The sequence below is a fragment of the Vibrio sp. YT-19(2023) genome, assembly GCF_033337395.1.
Map to the genome: position 1 here is coordinate 109,477 of NZ_JAWOQN010000007.1, position 20,197 is coordinate 129,673.

Below are 20,197 nucleotides of genomic sequence, written 5' to 3' on the forward strand. Positions count from 1 at the left end.
GAGCCTTTTTACTTTCCTTTCTTCTTTTTTTCTTTTCCGCGAGCAGATTTACTTCAAAGCTGAACGCAAACTTTGCGCACTGTGTAAAGGAATAGCAAAGCGATGCGCCACATCGCGTAGAGCTTCCACCTGAGCCGCGTTACTGATTGCTAATTCGCCTGCCACATCGACGTGGTTATTCTCAAACCCCACTCTCACATCGAATCCAAGTAACATCGCACTCGCTAAACAGTCTTGCTCTCGCGCGCCAAAAGCACAAATGGCACATCGAATTTCTTCCTCGACAAAACGCGCCAAATTCAAACCTCGTAAATCCCATGGCGAAGACTGTTGAGCTTGGTGATAACGCCCTAACACCACTAATGCATGCTGATGCGTTTTAGGTAACACGCCCGCATCACGCAGTTGGAAATAACGTTCAATGTCGGTTGCATCGTAGAGAATAATTTGGCTCACGATGTTGTGTTCTGCCACCCAATGGAAAAAGGCATGCCCTTCTTTCTCACTTGCGCGATCAGGGATTAACTCCCTCAATGCAAAAGAAGCCGCTTCTGGTTTCACAGCTTTAACTAACGCCATCTGTTGTGGCGGAGAATACAAGCCCACCGCCTCTGTGGTGAGCTGTACCATCATGTTTTGTCCCACCGCTTCTTTCACGGCATGGTAAATTGCCATGTTGTCGTCGATGTCTAATGAATGACGTCCGTTGGCGTCTCTAGCATGCAAATGGATCATGGCAGCCCCTGCCGTTTGACAAGCGATAGCCTCTGCAACCAGTTCGTCTGTTGTCATGGGTAAGCTGGCGTGATCGTGCTTAGTTTTTCTTGCACCGTTTGGGGCCACGATAATAGCGATAGGCTCTCGTATACATCGATTTTCTAATTCCATTCCTTCGCTACCTCTTTTAGCGTTAATGAGAGTTTGCCAACTAGCTCATCAATATGGTGAGGCTGAATAATGAATGGCGGCGCAAGCAAGATATGGTGCCCATTAACGCCATCAATCGTTCCGCCCATTGGATAGCACATTAAGCCATTTTCCATTGCTCGCTGTTTGATGCGTTTGTCTGCCAATGTGGCTTTACTCAGAGGCGCCTTGCTTTCTTGATCCGCCACCAGCTCAATGCCAAAAAACAAACCTTTACCACGAATGTCGCCAATGTACGGTAAATGGGCCAATGCAGAAGTAAGCTCATTACGCAGCAAAGCACTTTGCCGATTCACCGCCGTTAACAAATTATCTTGGAAGATGGTTTGAATGGTCGCCACGGCAGCAGCGCACGCCACAGGGTGCGCCATAAAAGTATGACCATGTTGGAAAAAACCGCTTCCATCAGCAATAGCTTGATAGACTCGATCATTCGCAACCACCGCGCCAATAGGTTGATAACCCGCACCAAGCCCTTTAGCCATACACACCAGATCGGGTTCTGCCTCTTCTTGCTCAAACGCAAAAAAACTGCCACTGCGTCCAACGCCACACATGACTTCATCCAAGATCAATAACACATCGTATTGGTCGCATATTTCGCGAATACGCTTGAAATAGCCTTGCGTTGCAGGCACAGCTCCAGCGGTGGCACCCACAATGGGCTCGGCGACAAAAGCCATGACATTATCAGCCCCCAACTCAAGAATTTTTGCCTCTAGCTCATTCGCCGCTCGCAATGAGTAATCCAATTCCGACTCATGACTCTGCTGATAACGATAAGCATAGCAAGGGGCGATATGATGGCTCGGGTGTAAGATGGGTTTGAACGGTTCACGTCGCCATTCATTACCTCCGACAGCCAAAGCCCCCAAGGTATTGCCGTGATAACTTTGCTGACGCGCGATGAATTGCTTTTTCTCTGGCTTACCTGATTCCACGAAATACTGCCGCGCCATTTTTAGTGCCGACTCCACCGCTTCTGATCCTCCACTGACTAAGTACACATGGTTGAACTGTTCAGGCATGTGCTGACAAATCAATTCTGCTAGGCGCTCACTGTTGTCACTAGTAAAAAATCCAGTATGAGCAAATGGCACTCGCTCGATCTGTTCCAACATGGCTTTTTTAACGGCGTGATGACTGTGGCCAAGGTTTGATACCGCAGCACCACCACAAGCATCGAGATACTGCTTTCCATGCTTATCGAATAGATAAACACCTTCACCTCTATCGATGATTGGTAGCGTGGCATGGCAATGACGGTGAAATACGTAAGACATTTGAGTCCCTTCCAATGTGTAATACTTGCACACATAATCAGGAACAAACCCAAACGTGACAAGAGAATAAATCTCACCCTCTATGAGCTTTTGGAATACCACAAACCAAAAACACCAAAACCCTTGATATTTAAACAATAAAATAAAAATAGGCCAGCTTTTTTAAAGGCTGGCCTATGGGTAACCCAAAGCTAAAAACAGAATCGTTTTACGCGTTTAGTGCCTGTTCTAAATCGGCTAGAATATCGTCAATATGTTCAATACCCACCGATAAACGAATCATCTCTGGAGACACACCAGCTTGTTTTTGTTCTGCTTCGCTCAATTGACGATGAGTCGTCGATGCAGGATGGCAAGCCAATGATTTTGCATCGCCAATGTTCACCAAACGCTTAAAGATTTTCAAAGCATCATAAAAACGCACACCAGCGTCATAACCATCTTTTAAACCAAACGACAAAATCGCAGAAGGCTTACCTTTCATGTATTTTTCGGCGAGATGGAAGTGTTCAGAACTTGGCAATCCGGCATAACTTACCCAACTGACTTTGTCATTCTGTTCCAAGAATTCAGCCACTTTGAGTGTGTTCTCGGTATGGCGCTCCATACGCAGCGGTAACGTTTCTAACCCTTGCATAAGCATAAATGCATTCATCGGTGATAATGCTGCTCCGGTATTACGCAGTGGTACGGTACGCGCACGCCCGATAAACGCCGCCTCACCAAACGCTTCGGTATACACCACGCCGTGGTAAGAAGGTTCTGGTTGGTTGAAAACAGGAAAGCGGTCTTTGTGCTGTGCCCAAGGGAATTTACCGGAATCCACAATCACGCCACCTAATGTGGTGCCATGCCCACCAACGTATTTAGTGAGAGAGTGAACTACGATATCCGCACCAAATTCGATGGGTTTGCAAAGCACTGGCGTCGCAACGGTGTTATCCACAATCACAGGTACGCCTTGTGCATGAGCAAGCTCCGCCACACGTTCTAAATCGATGATATTACCCGCAGGGTTACCAATGCTCTCGCAGTACACCGCTTTGGTATTTTCATCAATTAATTCGGCCAAACTTTCTGGCTTGTCATCTTTAGCAAACTTCACCTGAATACCTTGATTTGGGAGCATGTGCGCAAACAAGGTATAAGTACCGCCATAAAGTTGCGGCGTAGAAACGATGTTATCGCCCGCTTGCGCTAACGTCAGAATCGCATAGTTAATCGCTGCACTCCCCGCACTCACGACCAATCCAGCAATGCCGCCTTCTAACGCTGCCATGCGTTTTTCCAGCACGTCATTAGTCGGATTCATGATGCGAGTGTAGATATTCCCCGGCACTTCCAAGTTAAACAGATCAGCGCCGTGCTGCGCGTTATCAAACTCGTACGCGACCGTTTGATAAATCGGTGTCGCGACAGATTTGGTGGTCGGGTCAGTTTCGTAACCAAAATGGATAGATAGCGTTTCGTCTTTCATGTTCTTCCCTGTCTTTCATCACTCAAATAGCGGCAAGCAAAGCACTTACCTTGCTTATAAAACTTATATTGCCCAATTTTTCAACAAATAACGTAGGGATGAATCACAGAGATAAAACGCTAATTCAACTGTCCAAGTAACCAGTGACGAAACGTTTCTGTCGCATTCGTACGTGTGTTCATGATCAAGTAATACCCTGCATTGGCAGGAATCGGTTTGAATGGAGAAACCAAACGCTCTGTCGTCAATTCATCCTCAATCAATGCCATTCGAGCCATCGCAATCCCAACGCCAGCTTCGGCTGCAGACATCGCCATATCCGTTCGATTAAAAAAGTGTCCGATATCGGTTTTAAAATCCAACCCCATCGCTGACGCCCAATATAGCCACTCATAGTCACGCGTCGCTTTTTCCCATGGCATCGCATCGTGTAGTAGCGTCGCCTCTTGCCATTGCTTCACTGGCATTGAGTTTTTTTGCTCACCAAACAACGTTTTTAGCCAGCCATGATCCTCAAGGTATTTTGGACTCATCACCGGTAGCAGATGCTCATCCAAAATCAGCTCCGCGTTAGCATTTCTATAAGGATGAAGACCATAGTCAATTGCGACGTCATAGTCTTTTATCTCACTATTTACCAGCGCACCTTCCGCAAAGATTTGTACTTGGATATCCGGATTATCATGATGGAAGCTTTCGAGCTTTGGGACTAACCATTTGAAAGCAAAAGAAGGCGTCAACTTCAAACGAATTTCATTGGTTTGCTTTTCTACTTTGAGCTCATCAAGCAATTTGCTCAGTTCCGAAAAGTGACACTGCGTCGCTTGGTGTAACTGAGTGCCTTTTACGGTTAAACGAATACCGCGAGAGTGGCGTTCAAATAAAGTAAAACCTAATAACGCTTCTAAATGAATAATTTGTTGGCTTATGGCACCAGTGGTGAGGTGTAAATGTCTTGCGGCACCAGTAAAGCTGCTGTACTCCGCGACTTGGCTAAATAGGCACAAACCACTTATCAGATTACTTTTCATCCTTGAGCCTATAGTTTTTCTAAACGCAGTGTGTAATTTATATCGATTGTTAACAAAAGGTAAAGAAAAGAAACTGAGCACTCTGATAAATGTGTGGAGTGCATCAATGGAAGTCATCGTATTAGGCAGCGGCGTTATCGGCTTAACCTCTGCTTGGTATTTATCTCAAGCAGGCTATCAAGTTACCGTCATTGACCGCCAACCAAGCAGTGCCATGGAAACGAGCTTCGCCAATGCCGGGCAGATCTCATATGGTTACTCTTCACCTTGGGCTGCGCCTGGTGTTCCTGTTAAAGCCATTAAGTGGTTAATGGAAGAGCATGCTCCACTTAAAATCAAACCCACCCTGAATGCCGACATGATCCGCTGGGCGAGTAAAATGGTCGCGAATTGCACCCTACCTCGCTATCAAGTTAACAAGGCTCGCATGCTTTCTATCGCTAACCACAGCCGTATTTGCTTAGAACAGTTACGCCAAGAACACGCCATTGAGTATCAAGGGCGTCAGTTTGGGACCTTGCAAGTATTCCGAACACATCAACAGCTGCAAGCTATTGAAAAGGACATGCAGCTCCTTGAACAAAGCGGAACCCGATTTAAGCTAATGGACGTCGAACAATGTATTGAACAAGAGCCAGGGCTTGCACTTGTGAAAGACAAACTGGTTGGTGGCTTGCATCTACCTGATGACGAAACGGGCGATTGCCATCAATTTTGCCAACAACTAACGGAGCTTGCTAAGGCACACGGTGTCCGATTTGAGTTCGATACTGAAGTAAGCAATTGGGTTACAGTAGGCAAAAAGATCATAGGTGTCCAAACGAACCGAGGACAATTTAAAGCAGACCAATATGTGGTGGCCTCTGGCAGCTACTCTACAGCGCTACTCAAGCAACTCGATATTGATATTCCGGTCTACCCTGTCAAAGGCTATTCACTCACCATCCCGATGGAAGATGAACACTTCTCTCCTCGATCTACTGTGATGGATGAAACCTATAAAGTCGCTATGACTCGATTTGATGACAGAATTCGCGTAGCTGGCACCGCAGAATTAGCAGGGTTTGATGCTTCCCTTCCACAAAAGCGCAAAAACACCATCGAAATGGTCATCCGTGATCTTTTTCCTCGTTGTGGTGACTTCAGCCAAGCTGAGTTTTGGAGCGGCTTTAGGCCAATGACGCCTGATGGCACACCAATTATCGGTGCGACTAAATACGATAACCTTTTTACTAACACCGGACACGGAACTCTGGGCTGGACGATGGCTTGTGGCTCAGGTCAATTGCTAGCAAGCGTAATGAAAGGTGAAAAAGCAAAAGTGATGGATAATGCGGAGCTTAACCTTTGTCGTTACGCCTGAGGACATGACTGAACAAAAAACAGGCAGACACTTACTCCACAAAATGCATAACCACTGGCATTTTTAACTCATCAAAATCGCAGCACATTTAAATGACAATGTGCTGCATAATTAATCATCAGGCAAATCTTCTACCTAAAAGGAGCAAATAAGCAACAAGAACCAAATTTTAACAACTACTCTCCATTCTGTGTTCATCATCACGCTACAAAGGATTTGTAGCTAAAAAAGTTAACAATTGCATTACATAAAGGGTAATGTATTGTGTGAAAAACAACCACAAACACAACTAACAGGGAAAATACTCATGCAGTCATTAGTTGATTTTCTGAATGGAATTATTTGGAGCCCGGTACTGATCTATTTGTGCCTTGGCGCAGGTTTGTTCTATTCAATCATGACGCGTTTTGTACAAATTCGTCACTTCTTTGAGATGTGGCGCTTATTACTTTCAGGGAAGAGTTCAACAAAAGGGATATCATCATTTCAGGCACTTGCCGTTTCACTATCTGGCCGTGTAGGTACAGGTAACATTGCTGGTGTTGCCGCTGCTATCGGTTTCGGTGGCCCAGGCGCCGTATTCTGGATGTGGGTCGTTGCCTTCTTTGGCGCTGCAACCGCATACGCAGAATCAACACTTGCACAAATTTATAAAGAAGAAGACGAAGGCGAGTTCCGTGGTGGCCCTGCTTACTATATTGAGAAAGCAATGGGACAAAAATGGTACGCTTGGATCTTTGCTATCGCGACCATCTTTGCTTGTGGTGTTCTACTTCCTGGCGTTCAATCGAACAGTATCGGTAACGCAGTAGAAGCCGCATTTGGCTCAGGTGACATGATTGAAACCGCTATTGGTACCTTCAGTTTTGCTAAAATTTTCACTGGTACGGTTGTTTGTGTCATTTTGGCTTTCATCATTTTTGGTGGCGTAAAGCGTATCGCGAACTTTACCCAAGTCGTTGTACCATTTATGGCGTTAGCTTACATCATTACTGCGTTTGTCATCATCCTTCTAAACATTGGTGAGGTTCCGCGCATTTTCGGCATGATTATTGGTGACGCGTTCACACCAATGGCAGGCGTTGGTGCAGCAATCGGCTGGGGTGTAAAACGTGGTGTCTACTCCAACGAAGCAGGTCAAGGTACTGGTCCTCACGCAGCAGCAGCAGCGAGTGTTGATCACCCAGCTCAGCAAGGTCTTGTTCAATCTTTCTCTATTTACATCGATACACTACTTGTGTGTTCAGCAACCGCGTTCATGATTCTTATCACTGGCGCGTACAACGTAAATGGTGCGATTGAAGGTACATTCCTGGTTCAAAACCTACCAGCGGATATTGGTGCAAATGGTCCTGTGTTTACACAGATGGCGATCGAAAGCGCACTACCTGGCGTGGGTAAACCATTCATCGCAATCGCTCTATTCTTCTTCGCGTTTACGACCATTCTGGCTTACTACTACATTGCAGAAACGAACATTGCTTACATTCGTCGTACGTTCAAAGTAAATGGACTGATGTTTATTCTGAAAGTCATCATTATTTCATCCGTGTTCTACGGAACCGTGAAAACCGCCAACTTAGCATGGGCGATGGGTGATGTAGGCGTAGGACTGATGGCGTGGCTAAACATCATCGGTATTTTGATCATCTTCTTTATGTCGAAGCCTGCACTCAAAGCACTGAACGACTACGAAGAGCAACAAAAACGTGGTGTGACCGATTTTACATTTAACCCTGTTGCACTGGGCATTAAAGGCGCAGATTACTGGGAAGATAAGTACCGACGTAAAACGGGTAAAGCACCAACGGCAGACAGCAATAGCGCAGAAACTGTTGAGCAACCATCAACATAGCGTTATCACATAAATAAGAAAAAGCAGTGGTCCGATTGAGGACATAAAAAAGGGGGATTAACCAATGGTTAATCCCCCTTTCTTCATTATGAGTAACAGCTTAGGCGATAACCGCTTCAACTTTACGAGCGATTTTTGCTTTACCTACAGGTAACACTTCACGACCAAATTCGTTGTTCAGTACTTGTGCCATTGCGAAGTAAATTGCACTTGCGCCACAGAAGATACCCTCGAAGCCAGCGATAGCACCGATCACTTCGCTACCAGTGAAATCACGAGCAGCAAGCAAGAAGAATAGGATAGTTAGAGAGCCAAATACCACTTGCTTCGCTGTTGGGTAACATAGAGAACCAATGAACATGAAACCAGTGAAGATGCCCCAAAGCGCTAGGTACCAACCCATAAAGCTTGCAGGGCTTGCAGGAAGACCCATGTGAGGCATTACGATTAGACCAACCAATGTTAGCCAAAATAGACCGTAAGAAGTAAACGCAGTTGTGCCGAACGTATCACCGCGTTTAAAGCACATGATGCCAACGATTACTTGGCTAAGGCCACCGTAAAAGATGCCCATCGCTAGGATCATAGAGTCAATTGGGAAAAATCCTGCATTATGAATATTGAGCAGAATAGTGGTCATACCGAAACCCATTAGACCTAGCGGTGCTGGGTTAGCCAGTTTTGTCGACATGTACAAATACCTTTTTTCAAAAATGTTGATAAAAAATGCGCGCGAATTTTAATGGGCTGCAGAACAAAAGAGAAAAGCTGTTATTGAAAACTTAGATTCCATAAATAAACCACTACATATATAAAAAAAGACCCTGCAAAAAAGCAGAGTCTTTATAGATGGTTAGGTTGTTTTTTACTCGATCACTGACAAGAAATCTCGTCCCAGAACCAGTTGCTTTGCGTTGGGCTTTCCCATACTCCAGGGCCATTTTTTGCGACAAAACATTTGTTTTGGTACGTCACTTTATCGCCGTTAGCGACTTGCGTTACACCCGGCTCCCACTGAATAAAATTGCCTGTCACTGGTGGTTCTGGCTCGGTTACTGGCGGCTCTGGCTCAATCACCGGTGGTTCAGGTTCCGTTGTAGGCGGCTCCGTAGGAGTGCCTGAAACCAGCTTCCAAGGGTCTCCTTTCGTTGGCTCATTACCTTGTGACCACCATTTCGCTTCGTAAACAGCACCTTGGTAAGAAACTTGATCACCCGTGTTATATACTTTGCCAGAATCCCAAGCTGCCACACCACCTACAGGCGGATCGACCGGATCCACTGGGTCTAACTTGTCAACTACACGAACTTCTGGCCAACCCGCATGAGATTGGTAGAAGTTAGTTACACATTTCTCATAATCACCCGCAACTAGCGCAGAGTAAGCCGTTTGGAAACCAACAAGCTCACATTCAAATGAGTGACCTCCAGGACGATCTGAGTAGTATTTCCAGTTACCATCCCAGTTGGTGTAAAGCACGTCTGTCGCACCATTTAGATTTAAGCTGCCGTAAGGCGTCTGCTGCCAACAGGTATTGGTCTCATCGGCTTCAATTGGAATTTGATAATGGGCGGCAAGACCTTCCCAATAACGAATACGGTTAACAGGTTGACCTTTATCCTTGTTTTGCTCACCACACTCAATACCACCATTGATCACGTTGATGGTGGTACCAAAGCCGTAACCAATGCCAGCATCAAGCTCACGCTGTGAAGGCACCCAAGTACGGTCAATCACATGTAGCATTGCAGGTTTCGGTGCTTGTGGGGTTAGGAAGAACCAGATAGCCGATGCTAAGTTCAGCCACGAATCCGCAACCAAGCCTGGATTTTTTAGCAATACAGATGCATCACCATCAAACATCACTTCAGAGAACGCGCCATAGTTAAAATGGTAAGAAAGCTGTTTTGCACCACGTCCAAAGTAACCTTGTCCAGGTTCACATGGCCAGCGTTTGTTTTGCCAGTCATTTTGACCACAACCTGTTGTGTAACCTTCTTGCCCTTCAGACCATCCCATTTCTCGCACATGAACCAAAGCTTGCTGCCACCCTTCCAACCCTAGCGGATTATCCGATACGTTATCGATCGAAATATGGCCACCGGTTTCTTGTGCAAAGTGAGCAAACGCTGTCATGATCGATTTTTTACAAATTGCATCCGAATCACGACCGTCTGTGTACTCACCACAGAATGCAGGGAACTTACCAATTGCACGTAGGAAACGCGTGTAAGTGTATTCAGGTGCCGCCATTTGAGTCAGGAAGTCCCACTCACTTTCGGGGAATACACGCTCTACACGCTTCACGTTTTCTGGGTTGGTTGTCGCCCCTGGAACAATCGCTTCAACTACTGAGTTCGGGCGTGTCTCTAATGCTTGTGACCAAATGGCATACATAGGATCAGAAGTTTTGCTTTGCTCTACGGCTTGAACGTCACCACGAGCAATAACATAACCATTCGGATTTTGCGGATCGGGCTGAATATTCATACTCGCATTCACTTGTGCTGCTAAGACACAACTCAATGCAAGAGGAAGATGTTTGAGTGCAAACATGTCTAGTCTCCGGATTTCAACAATACAATATACGAGGAATAACTAGACATATAGTGGATCATATATACGAAACACCGAGCCAAGTACGTTGATTCTGCGAGACAAAATGAATAAATAGGTCCTCACACACATTTTGTCACAAGAAAAATGTTACCTTGACTCAAAAGAAAAGCGGAGACCCTGTGAGCCTCCGCTTTGTGATGTTTCTCTCTTTATTGATCTGCCGAAACCACCTCTAGCTTCGCGGTTGACTTTTGTTTAGACAGCACAAAATAAACCACACACTGAGAAATAATTGCGGCAAGCACAATCACTGGTGAGGCGTTGATTCCAGCTAAAAGAAAACACCCCAATGCGATCATTCCATTGAGTAATGCGTAAGGTAATTGTGTACGGAAGTGCTCATACTGTTCACACCCCGCTCCTGTCGACGACAAAATCGTAGTTTCAGAGATGGGAGAACAGTGATCGCCAAACAAGCCACCAGATAATACCGCACCAATACAAACCAACAGTGGTGCATCAATCGCGACGGCAGTTGGGATCACTAATGGCATCATGATGGCAAACGTCCCCCAAGATGATCCCGTAGCGAACGAGATAATACCGGCCAGTAAAAACGCAACCGCTGGCAATAACCAGTAAGGGAAACCGGCTTGAGCTTGTTCAGCAATGTATGCAGCTGCACCTAATTCTTTCCCAACCGAGCTAAGCGCCCAAGCCAATACCAGAATCACCGCCACTGACATCATGTTTGACATCCCTTTCAGATAAACCTGAATACCATCCGAAAGCTTTCTTACGCCATAAAACGCCATCAGCGCAATTAAAGTGAAGGCCGCGAAGAAATATGCAGAAGAAAGTGCAGCCCTAAACGTTGATCCTGCCACTTTTTGAAATGGAAAACCGTGTGGCACGAGGATGGTACATAGAACCACCAGCATAACGAGCAAAGGTGCCCATACAAAACTAGATTTTGCATTTTTATGCGTAAACACATTCATGGACTCCTGCACTTTCCCAAAGTCGGAGCCCTGCTCTGCTAGTTGCTCAGCCTTCGCCATCGGTCCGAAATCTAATTTGAAGAAAGAGACAATCGGCACAATCGCGATCGCAAGAAAGGCGTAAAACTGATACGGGATCGCACCAATGAAAGCATCCCAATCACTCATACTGACATTCAGGGCAGTAAACTCTTTTTGAATCAATCCCATGATGTAAACGCCCCATCCGATAAAAGGGATCAAGATTGCGACGGGAGAGGAAGTAGAGTCGATAATAAAAGCTAATTTTTGGCGTGATACTTTTAACTTATCAAATAAAGGGCGAAAAACAGGGCCAACAATCAGTGGTGTACCAAGGTCTGAGAAGAAAATAACCACACCACCGAACCATGCGGACAGTTGAGCTTGGCATTTACTCGCAACCCATTGAGTAACCTTTTTAGCAAACGCCACACCACCGCCAGATTTCTCCATCAAGGCAACAAAGCCACCAATAAAGACCAAGAGCAAAATGACGCCCGCATTGTAGCTGTCAGTTAATTGCGGCAGTAGATAGCTTTTCATCAATGCACTAAACGAGTCTAGTGGCCCTTTTTCGACAAATGTCCCTTCGAGCATAGCGACACCACTCACCACACCGGCGAATAAACCAACAACGACATTTCTTGTGGTCAGCGCGAGGAAAAGAGTAATAAGGATGGGAATGAGAGAGGTAACTTCAGCCTGTTCCATAGCAATACCATTTATAATATTTAAACAATTAAAATGAATATATATTTAATTTTATCGCATGTATATATCTCCTATAAAAAAGTTGAGTCCCCTCTTCACAAATTTGAAGCACAAAAAAACCAGCCCGGAGGCTGGTTCTTATAAACTCAACAGTCTAGAGGAAAATTATTCCCACTCGATTGTCGCTGGTGGCTTACCAGAAATGTCGTAAACAACACGAGAAATGCCATCAACTTCGTTGATAATACGGTTAGATACCTTACCTAGGAAGTCGTATGGTAGGTGCGCCCAGTGTGCCGTCATAAAGTCGATGGTTTCTACTGCACGTAGTGATACAACCCAGTCGTATTTACGGCCATCGCCCATTACACCTACAGAGCGAACTGGTAGGAATACCGTGAACGCTTGAGATACTTTGTCATATAGGTCTGCAGCGTGAAGCTCTTCAATGAAGATAGCATCAGCACGACGTAGCAAGTCACAGTATTCTTTCTTGATTTCACCAAGAACACGAACACCTAGACCTGGACCTGGGAATGGGTGGCGGTAAAGCATGTTATAAGGCAGGCCTAATTCTAGACCAATCTTACGAACTTCATCTTTGAACAGCTCACGTAGTGGCTCAACAAGACCCATTTCCATTTCATCTGGTAGACCACCCACATTGTGGTGTGATTTTATCACGTGCGCTTTACCAGTCTTAGATGCCGCAGACTCGATTACGTCTGGGTAGATGGTACCTTGCGCTAGCCATTTTGCATTTTTCAGCTTTTTCGACTCTTCATCGAATACATCTACGAATACGTGGCCGATTGTCTTACGCTTCTCTTCAGGGTCAGACTTGCCTTTCAGTGCTTCAAGGAAACGATCTTCTGCATCAACTTTGATGATGTTTAGGCCGAACTTATCGCCAAACATATCCATCACTTGTTGGCCTTCGTTTAAACGAAGTAGACCGTTATCGACAAATACACACGTTAGCTTGTCGCCAATTGCGCGGTGCACCAGCATCGCAACAACAGATGAATCCACACCACCAGATAAGCCTAGGATAACTTCGTCGTCACCCACTTGCTCTTTAATGCGAGCAACCGCGTCTTCGATGATAGATTCCGATGTCCATAGACGCTCACAGCCACATACGCCAAGAACAAAGTTCTCAAGCATTTGTAGGCCACCTTTTGTGTGTGTCACTTCTGGGTGGAACTGAACGCCGTAGTATTTCTTCTCTTCATTCGCCATCGCAGCGTAAGGACAAGTGTCTGTCTCACCAACTTTTACGAAATCGGCTGGGATCTCTACTACTTTGTCGCCGTGGCTCATCCAAACGTCTTGAGTTGCTTCAAGATCTTTAAATAAGGCACATTCACCAGAAACTTTAACCTGAGCGTAGCCAAACTCACGTTCGTTAGAACCTGCTACTTTGCCACCTAGTTGTTCCGCCATAGTTTGCATGCCGTAACATACGCCAAGTAAAGGAACACCAGAGTCAAATACATATTGAGGCGCGCGTGGAGAGTTCTCTTCCGTTACGCTTTCTGGACCGCCAGATAGGATAATGCCATCTGGGTTGAATTCGCGAATATCCGCTTCTTCTACATCCCAGCTCCATAGTTCACAGTAAACGCCGATTTCACGTACGCGGCGTGCTACTAATTGAGTGTACTGAGAACCGAAGTCCAAGATCAGAATACGTTGGTCATGGATATTTTTAGTCATTTTGAGCAGTCTTTTTAAGGCTAAGTGATTAAAACCGAGGCGAGTGTACTCGCCTCTTCTTAATGCTTCAAGGAAAAAGCAAACGTTTCCGTTAGGTAATTAATTCCCTAGACGGTAGTTCGGTGCTTCCTTAGTAATTTGAACATCGTGTACATGAGACTCTTGCATACCAGCACCAGAGATACGTACAAATTCAGCTTTCGTACGCATATCTTCGATAGTTGCAGAGCCAGTTAGACCCATGCTTGAACGTAGACCACCCATTTGTTGGTGTACGATCTCTTTTAGACGGCCTTTGTATGCGATACGACCTTCGATACCTTCTGGTACTAGCTTGTCCGCTGCGTTGTCAGACTGGAAGTAACGGTCAGAAGAACCTTGAGACATTGCACCAAGAGAACCCATGCCACGGTAAGACTTGTAAGAACGGCCGTTGTATAGAATCACTTCACCCGGCGCTTCTTCAGTACCTGCAAACATAGAACCAACCATCACACATGATGCGCCTGCTACGATTGCTTTACAGATATCACCTGAGAAACGGATACCACCGTCAGCGATAACTGGAATACCATAATCATTAGCAACTTCTGCCGCATCTGCGATTGCAGTGATTTGTGGAACTCCCACACCCGTTACAATACGAGTTGTACAGATAGAACCAGGGCCGATACCAACTTTCACTGCGCTTACGCCAGCTTCGATTAGTGCTTTAGCACCAGCACCTGTTGCTACGTTACCACCGATGATGTCTAGATCTGGGTAAGCTGCACGTGTTTCACGAATGCGGCTTAGAACACCTTCAGAATGACCGTGTGAAGAGTCGATAAGTAGAACGTCAACGCCAGCTTCAACTAGTGCAGCAACTCGCTCTTCGTTACCAGCACCAGCACCAACTGCTGCGCCAACACGCAGGCGACCACGCTCATCTTTACATGCGTTTGGTTTACGTTCTGCTTTGTGGAAGTCTTTCGCAGTAATCATACCGGTTAGTTGGAACTCATCATTCACAACCAATACTTTCTCTACGCGAGCTTCGTGCATTTTCTCTTGCACTTCTTCTCGTGTTGCACCTTCTTTAACTGCTGCCAACTTCTCTTTTGGCGTCATTACTGAAGATACTTTCTTAGAAAGGTCCGTCACAAAACGAACGTCACGACCAGTGATAATACCAACAAGCTCATTGCTCTCAGTGACAACAGGGAAACCTGCAAAACCATGTTTTTCAGTGAGTGCAACAACATCAGCGATGGTCGCGTCAGGGTTTACTGTAACCGCGTCAGTCACCATACCAGCTTCGAACTTCTTAACTTTACGAACTTCGGCTGCCTGCTGCTCAATAGACATGTTCTTGTGGATAAAGCCAATGCCACCCTCTTGCGCTAGCGCGATCGCTAGACGAGCTTCAGTAACAGTGTCCATAGACGCTGAAATCATTGGGATGTTTAGGGTGATGTTCTTAGTTAGCTGAGTGCGAAGATCAGCTGTGTTTGGGAGAACGGTGGAGTGTGCTGGCACAAGTAGTACGTCATCGAATGTCAGCGCTTCTTTGGCAATTCTTAGCATTTGCAATATCTCACAATTAGAGGAGTAAAAAGAACAATCCAATCTCATCGTTTCGCATAATGAGGGTAACCTGCGTTAGCAACTAGCTACATTTGGATTAGATATTGCGGAGGGATTATACGGTTAACGCAATCGCTTGACCACAAATTTTTTAATTTTTTTCTTGCAATTACCCCCTTGCTATGTATTATATTGCCGCTAATTTCCATACTCACGTCTAAGAGATTAGCTGTGCTCTCCAAGACCAATCAAAACATCTTTACTGTTTCTCGTCTCAACGCAGAAGTTCGTTTACTCCTTGAAAACGAAATGGGGATCGTTTGGCTCGTCGGAGAGATATCCAACTTTTCAGCTCCAGTCTCTGGTCACTGGTACCTCACTCTTAAAGACTCTCGCGCTCAAGTTAAATGTGCCATGTTTCGTGGTAACAATCGCCGCGTTACTTTCAAGCCCGCTAACGGTAATCAAGTCCTAGTAAAAGCTCGTCTTTCTCTTTATGAGCCTCGCGGTGACTACCAATTGATCATCGAAAGCATGCAACCGGAAGGTGATGGCCGTCTTCAACAAGAGTTTGAAGAGCTGAAAATGAAGCTTGCAGCAGAAGGGTTGTTCGCGCAAACCAATAAGCAATCTTTGCCTGAGCACCCTAAACGTGTTGGCGTCATCACATCGAAAACTGGTGCCGCGCTTTACGATATCTTAGACGTATTGAAACGTCGTGATCCTTCCCTACCCGTTGTGGTTTATCCGACAGTGGTACAAGGCGAGGACGCAGCCATTCAAATTGCACAAGCCATTGGTCGCGCTAACAGCCGTGATGAATGTGATGTGCTAATTGTGGGCCGAGGTGGTGGTTCATTAGAAGACTTATGGTGCTTTAACAACGAGATATTAGCTCGCACGATTGCAGCAAGCCAAATTCCTATTATTAGCGCCGTTGGACATGAAGTTGACGTGACAATAGCTGATTTTGTCGCCGACGTACGCGCGCCTACTCCATCAGCAGCCGCTGAGCTAGTAAGCCGTGATAACAGCCACAAAGATCAAGCTTTAGTTACCCGCCAGCATAAGTTAGCGAGCGCGATGCGTTACTACCTAGCACAACAAAAGCAGCAATCTGCTCAATTAGTGCACCGTCTAGAGAGACAGCACCCAAGCTATCGCTTGCAACGTCAGACGCAACAGTTAGATGAGTTGGACATGCGCTTACAGCGAGCGATGAGTCGTTTTATTGCCTTGCGTCAACAGCGAATCGAGCGTCAACATTATCGGCTGCAATTAAATTCTCCTGTAACACGCCTTAGCGAGCAGAAGTCGAAGCTAGAACGTGTTGAGCAAAAGCTCATGGATGCAATGGATCGCAAATTACTGACTATGCGCCATCAACTCGCGATTGCCACAGAAAAGTTGGACACCGTCAGCCCACTAGCGACATTGAAACGAGGTTACTCAATTACTCAAACTGAGCAAGGTAAAGTAATTACGCAATCTTCAGATGTAAAGTCGGGAGATGTATTGATTACCCGGTTAGCCGAAGGCGACGTTCGTTCTACAGTTAACTGAATACAAACTCTGATTAACTGATTTTCAGGAACTCAAATCGGACACGTGATTTTGATTTGAGTTCATTACACACATTACAAAAGTAGCTCGCAGCACCGCATGCTTGCAGCTTCTCCAGCTCCGCCTCACAATCAGGGCAAAAACCTACTTTTTTAAAATCCGATTCACACTGTGCGCAATGATATTGTCCTGTCCATTCCAGTTCGACATTGCAAGTCGGGCAAATGTTCTGCTGCATATCCCGTTCCTCTCTCTAAACTAAGCAATTTCGAGTAACGCATGCTACTCAAAATAACGAACAAGTATGTTGATCTTCATCACCACCCCAACAAGTTTCACGAGGCGCTAACCATACTTGATACGTAGGATCTTATACTGATCGTCTGATATTTACTCCTTGATCAGCGATCACCCCTTAAAAGAATATTTATATAACCACACACCGAAAGCATAAGTTACATATTCTGCATTCCAATTTAATGCAGAATAAAAATCCTTAAGTTAATTTAATTAAACACAAAATCAGAATTTAATAAAAAGATCTTATTCAGAAAGCAGCATTTACATTGGTGTGCATTTCGATAGTTTGAGCGTCGAGCTCAACGAGTTTAACTTGGATAAAAGCAAACTCATTTAAATGGCTCGCATGCGTTCCACCACAAGGGATTACCGCTAATTGACCTTCCCCTAAATCGCACTTCCAATAGCGAGAATCCGTTAATCTGTCGCCGTGGCATTCCATGGTGATCATCGTATCTCTTTGAAGCCATTCAACCAGTTGGCCATTCACTTTTTCTGCAATCGCCTGGAGGTCATTCAGCATATCTGCACTGTTTAATCCTCTTTTACGGAGTGTTTTGCCTAAACGGTACGTATCGAGGCACTTGTCTGGAGTGACATAACTCGTAACTTGCGCATAGCTATTAAAGTCATAATAACCATGTGGGTCTTTGCGGTCTGCGTCTTTTCGCCAATAGTCTTCCGCTAGTACTTTATTCAACGCCAAATACGCTAAGTGTCCTGCAGTGTGGCCTCGGCTCAAAGCATTTTGATAGTCTTTATCTACCGCTAATGTCACCAAGTCATTAATTGCAAGTGATTCCGTACGTGATAAAACATGCACGACGACAAACACCCAACCTTCAGCATCACGCTTTACAGGAATGTCACTACCCACATACAGAGCACCACTTTCCTGCTCCACTGCTCCAACTTGGCAATCTACCACGTCATGCTCAGCCCCATTCACCTTCAACGTTCCTTTGTCTGCAGGGTGATCCGGCCATATGTGACTAACGGGATGGAACGGCGTGACATCTGTAATAACGTAAGTCACTTCTTCCGTAGATTGAACGAGCTGTATTTGTGCTTCTAATTGCCATATTTGATGACAAAAACGAGTCTTTGTTGCTGTGATAGTCATTTTTACGATTACTTTTGATAAAAAAATACCCAAGTAGAAACTTGGGTATTCGAATTTCATTATTTATTGCGGTTTTTCACCATCGACATCATACGCTTACGTTTACGCTCTTGTGATAGCGTAAGCTTATTCGTACGATTCTCGTATGGGTTATCACTGTTGTGGAAGTTAATGCGAATCGGTGTTCCCATAATTTCCAGAGACTTACGGAAGTAGTTCATCAGATAACGTTTATACGAATCTGGCAATTCACGAACCATGTTACCGTGGATAACAACGATCGGTGGGTTGTAACCACCTGCGTGTGCGTATTTGAGTTTGATACGACGACCACGAACCATTGGCGGCTGGTGATCATCCACTGCCATCTTCATGATACGCGTCAGTACTGACGTACCCACACGCGTTGTCGCCGAGTTATATGCTTCTTGGATAGATTCAAACAAGTGACCAACGCCAGTACCGTGCAGCGCAGAGATAAAGTGGATACGCGCGAAGTCGACGAATCCTAAACGGCGGTCCAGTTCTTTCTTCACGCTTTCTTTCACGTCACTGTCTAGGCCATCCCACTTGTTAACGGCGATAACAATTGAACGTCCAGCATTCAGTGCAAAGCCAAGCAAGCTTAGGTCTTGATCTGAAATATTTTCACGAGCATCAATCACCAGTAGAACGACGTTTGCATCTTCTACCGCTTTCAGCGTCTTAACAACAGAGAACTTTTCAACCGTTTCATTGATACGACCACGGCGACGAACACCTGCGGTATCAATTAGTACGTATTCGCGTCCATCACGCTCCATCGGGATGTAGATAGAATCACGCGTCGTACCAGGCATATCGTATACAACCACACGTTCTTCACCCAGAATACGGTTAGTCAGTGTCGATTTACCTACGTTAGGACGACCGATGATCGCCAACTTAATCGGCTGCTCTTGAAGGCGCTTGAATTCAGCTTCTGCGTCTTCTTCAGTGTAATCTTCAACAAGAGGCTCTTCGTCTTCGAATCCAGTCAGGTCTTCAATCTCACCGTCTTCAGATTCACTTGTTAATAGATCATCAAAGAATGGAGATAAAGCACGCTCAAGCAAAGCGGTCACACCACGGCCATGAGCGGCCGCAATCTGGTACATATCATCCACGCCGAGCTGCCAAAAATCAGCACACGCCGCATCGGCATCAATACCATCTATTTTGTTTACCACCAGCATCGCTGGCTTTTCAATTTTACGCAGATGCGCAGCAATTGCTGCATCTGAAGGTGTCAGACCAGCACGACCGTCAACAAGGAACAATACAACATCAGCCTCATCAATCGCGGCTAATGACTGTTCTGCCATCTTTGTTTCCACGCCTTCTTCTGTGCCATCAATACCGCCGGTATCAATCACAATGAATTCGTGCTCTTCACCAAGTCTCGCCTGGCCATACTTACGGTCTCGCGTTAGGCCTGGAAAGTCCGCAACCAACGCGTCACGAGTGCGAGTCAATCGGTTAAATAGTGTAGATTTACCTACGTTCGGACGCCCTACAAGAGCTACAACAGGTACCATAACAACCTCTACAATAATCTTTCTTCTGTAGTTATAGGTAACGACTTGCTCGATGCCAAATCAAACCAGCTTTTTACCTATAACCACGTCAGGGTTAATAAATTCAAACAACAAAACGGCTCCTAGCTGTCACCAGCCAGGA

15 protein-coding genes are annotated in these 20,197 nt (G+C 45.5%); 3 read left to right on the plus strand and 12 right to left on the minus strand.

Going from position 1 to position 20,197, the window contains the following annotated elements:
* Positions 1-48: 48 nt before the first annotated feature.
* The 4 genes from R7E78_RS07255 to R7E78_RS07270 form a co-directional block, all read right to left on the minus strand.
* Positions 49-888, minus strand: a complete 840-nt coding sequence (locus tag R7E78_RS07255) for a 3-keto-5-aminohexanoate cleavage protein (RefSeq protein ID WP_047102133.1) — start codon at positions 886-888, stop codon at positions 49-51.
* The gene (locus R7E78_RS07260) at positions 879-2,210 is read right to left on the minus strand and encodes an aspartate aminotransferase family protein (protein ID WP_137281745.1); all 1,332 of its coding nucleotides are present in this window, start codon (positions 2,208-2,210) and stop codon (positions 879-881) included. Before R7E78_RS07260 ends, R7E78_RS07255 begins: the two co-directional genes overlap by 10 nt.
* A 208-nt stretch (positions 2,211-2,418) precedes the next feature.
* Positions 2,419-3,687: an O-acetylhomoserine aminocarboxypropyltransferase/cysteine synthase family protein gene (locus R7E78_RS07265; RefSeq protein WP_005381677.1), complete on the minus strand. Its 1,269-nt coding sequence runs from the start codon at positions 3,685-3,687 to the stop codon at positions 2,419-2,421.
* 119 nt (positions 3,688-3,806) lie between these two features.
* On the minus strand, positions 3,807-4,718 hold the full coding sequence (locus R7E78_RS07270) for a LysR substrate-binding domain-containing protein (RefSeq protein WP_318057779.1): 912 nt from the start codon (positions 4,716-4,718) through the stop codon (positions 3,807-3,809).
* Between the two features lie 106 nt (positions 4,719-4,824).
* On the opposite strand from R7E78_RS07270, the gene R7E78_RS07275 reads away from it, so the two are divergent.
* Positions 4,825-6,081 (plus strand): D-amino acid dehydrogenase, encoded by a 1,257-nt coding sequence (locus tag R7E78_RS07275; RefSeq protein WP_047102136.1) that lies wholly within the window; start codon positions 4,825-4,827, stop codon positions 6,079-6,081.
* 307 nt (positions 6,082-6,388) lie between these two features.
* A complete protein-coding gene (locus R7E78_RS07280) occupies positions 6,389-7,936 on the plus strand; it encodes an alanine/glycine:cation symporter family protein (RefSeq protein WP_005381681.1) in 1,548 nt (515 codons plus the stop codon).
* A 100-nt stretch (positions 7,937-8,036) separates the two neighbouring features.
* Here R7E78_RS07280 and R7E78_RS07285 read toward each other — a convergent pair whose 3' ends face one another.
* From R7E78_RS07285 to guaB, 5 genes are all read right to left on the minus strand, one after another.
* On the minus strand, positions 8,037-8,627 hold the full coding sequence (locus R7E78_RS07285) for an acetate uptake transporter (protein WP_005381682.1): 591 nt from the start codon (positions 8,625-8,627) through the stop codon (positions 8,037-8,039).
* 182 nt (positions 8,628-8,809) lie between these two features.
* A complete protein-coding gene (locus R7E78_RS07290) occupies positions 8,810-10,492 on the minus strand; it encodes a chitinase (protein WP_318057780.1) in 1,683 nt (560 codons plus the stop codon).
* 212 nt (positions 10,493-10,704) lie between these two features.
* On the minus strand, positions 10,705-12,228 hold the full coding sequence (locus R7E78_RS07295; RefSeq protein WP_318057781.1) for a Na+/H+ antiporter NhaC family protein: 1,524 nt from the start codon (positions 12,226-12,228) through the stop codon (positions 10,705-10,707).
* Between the two features lie 165 nt (positions 12,229-12,393).
* Complete coding sequence (guaA, locus tag R7E78_RS07300) at positions 12,394-13,947, minus strand: glutamine-hydrolyzing GMP synthase (protein WP_005391523.1); 1,554 nt, start codon at positions 13,945-13,947, stop codon at positions 12,394-12,396.
* Positions 13,948-14,046: 99 nt separating this feature from the next.
* Complete coding sequence (gene guaB, locus R7E78_RS07305) at positions 14,047-15,513, minus strand: IMP dehydrogenase (protein WP_005391524.1); 1,467 nt, start codon at positions 15,511-15,513, stop codon at positions 14,047-14,049.
* Positions 15,514-15,744: 231 nt separating this feature from the next.
* On the opposite strand from guaB, the gene xseA reads away from it, so the two are divergent.
* On the plus strand, positions 15,745-17,076 hold the full coding sequence (gene xseA / locus R7E78_RS07310) for an exodeoxyribonuclease VII large subunit (RefSeq protein WP_318057782.1): 1,332 nt from the start codon (positions 15,745-15,747) through the stop codon (positions 17,074-17,076).
* A 13-nt stretch (positions 17,077-17,089) separates the two neighbouring features.
* Here xseA and R7E78_RS07315 read toward each other — a convergent pair whose 3' ends face one another.
* From R7E78_RS07315 to der, 3 genes are all read right to left on the minus strand, one after another.
* Complete coding sequence (locus R7E78_RS07315) at positions 17,090-17,314, minus strand: zinc ribbon domain-containing protein (protein WP_318057783.1); 225 nt, start codon at positions 17,312-17,314, stop codon at positions 17,090-17,092.
* A 309-nt stretch (positions 17,315-17,623) separates the two neighbouring features.
* On the minus strand, positions 17,624-18,499 hold the full coding sequence (locus tag R7E78_RS07320; RefSeq protein WP_046874358.1) for a metal-dependent hydrolase: 876 nt from the start codon (positions 18,497-18,499) through the stop codon (positions 17,624-17,626).
* Positions 18,500-18,558: 59 nt separating this feature from the next.
* On the minus strand, positions 18,559-20,055 hold the full coding sequence (gene der / locus R7E78_RS07325) for a ribosome biogenesis GTPase Der (RefSeq protein ID WP_046874335.1): 1,497 nt from the start codon (positions 20,053-20,055) through the stop codon (positions 18,559-18,561).
* Positions 20,056-20,197: the final 142 nt, after the last annotated feature.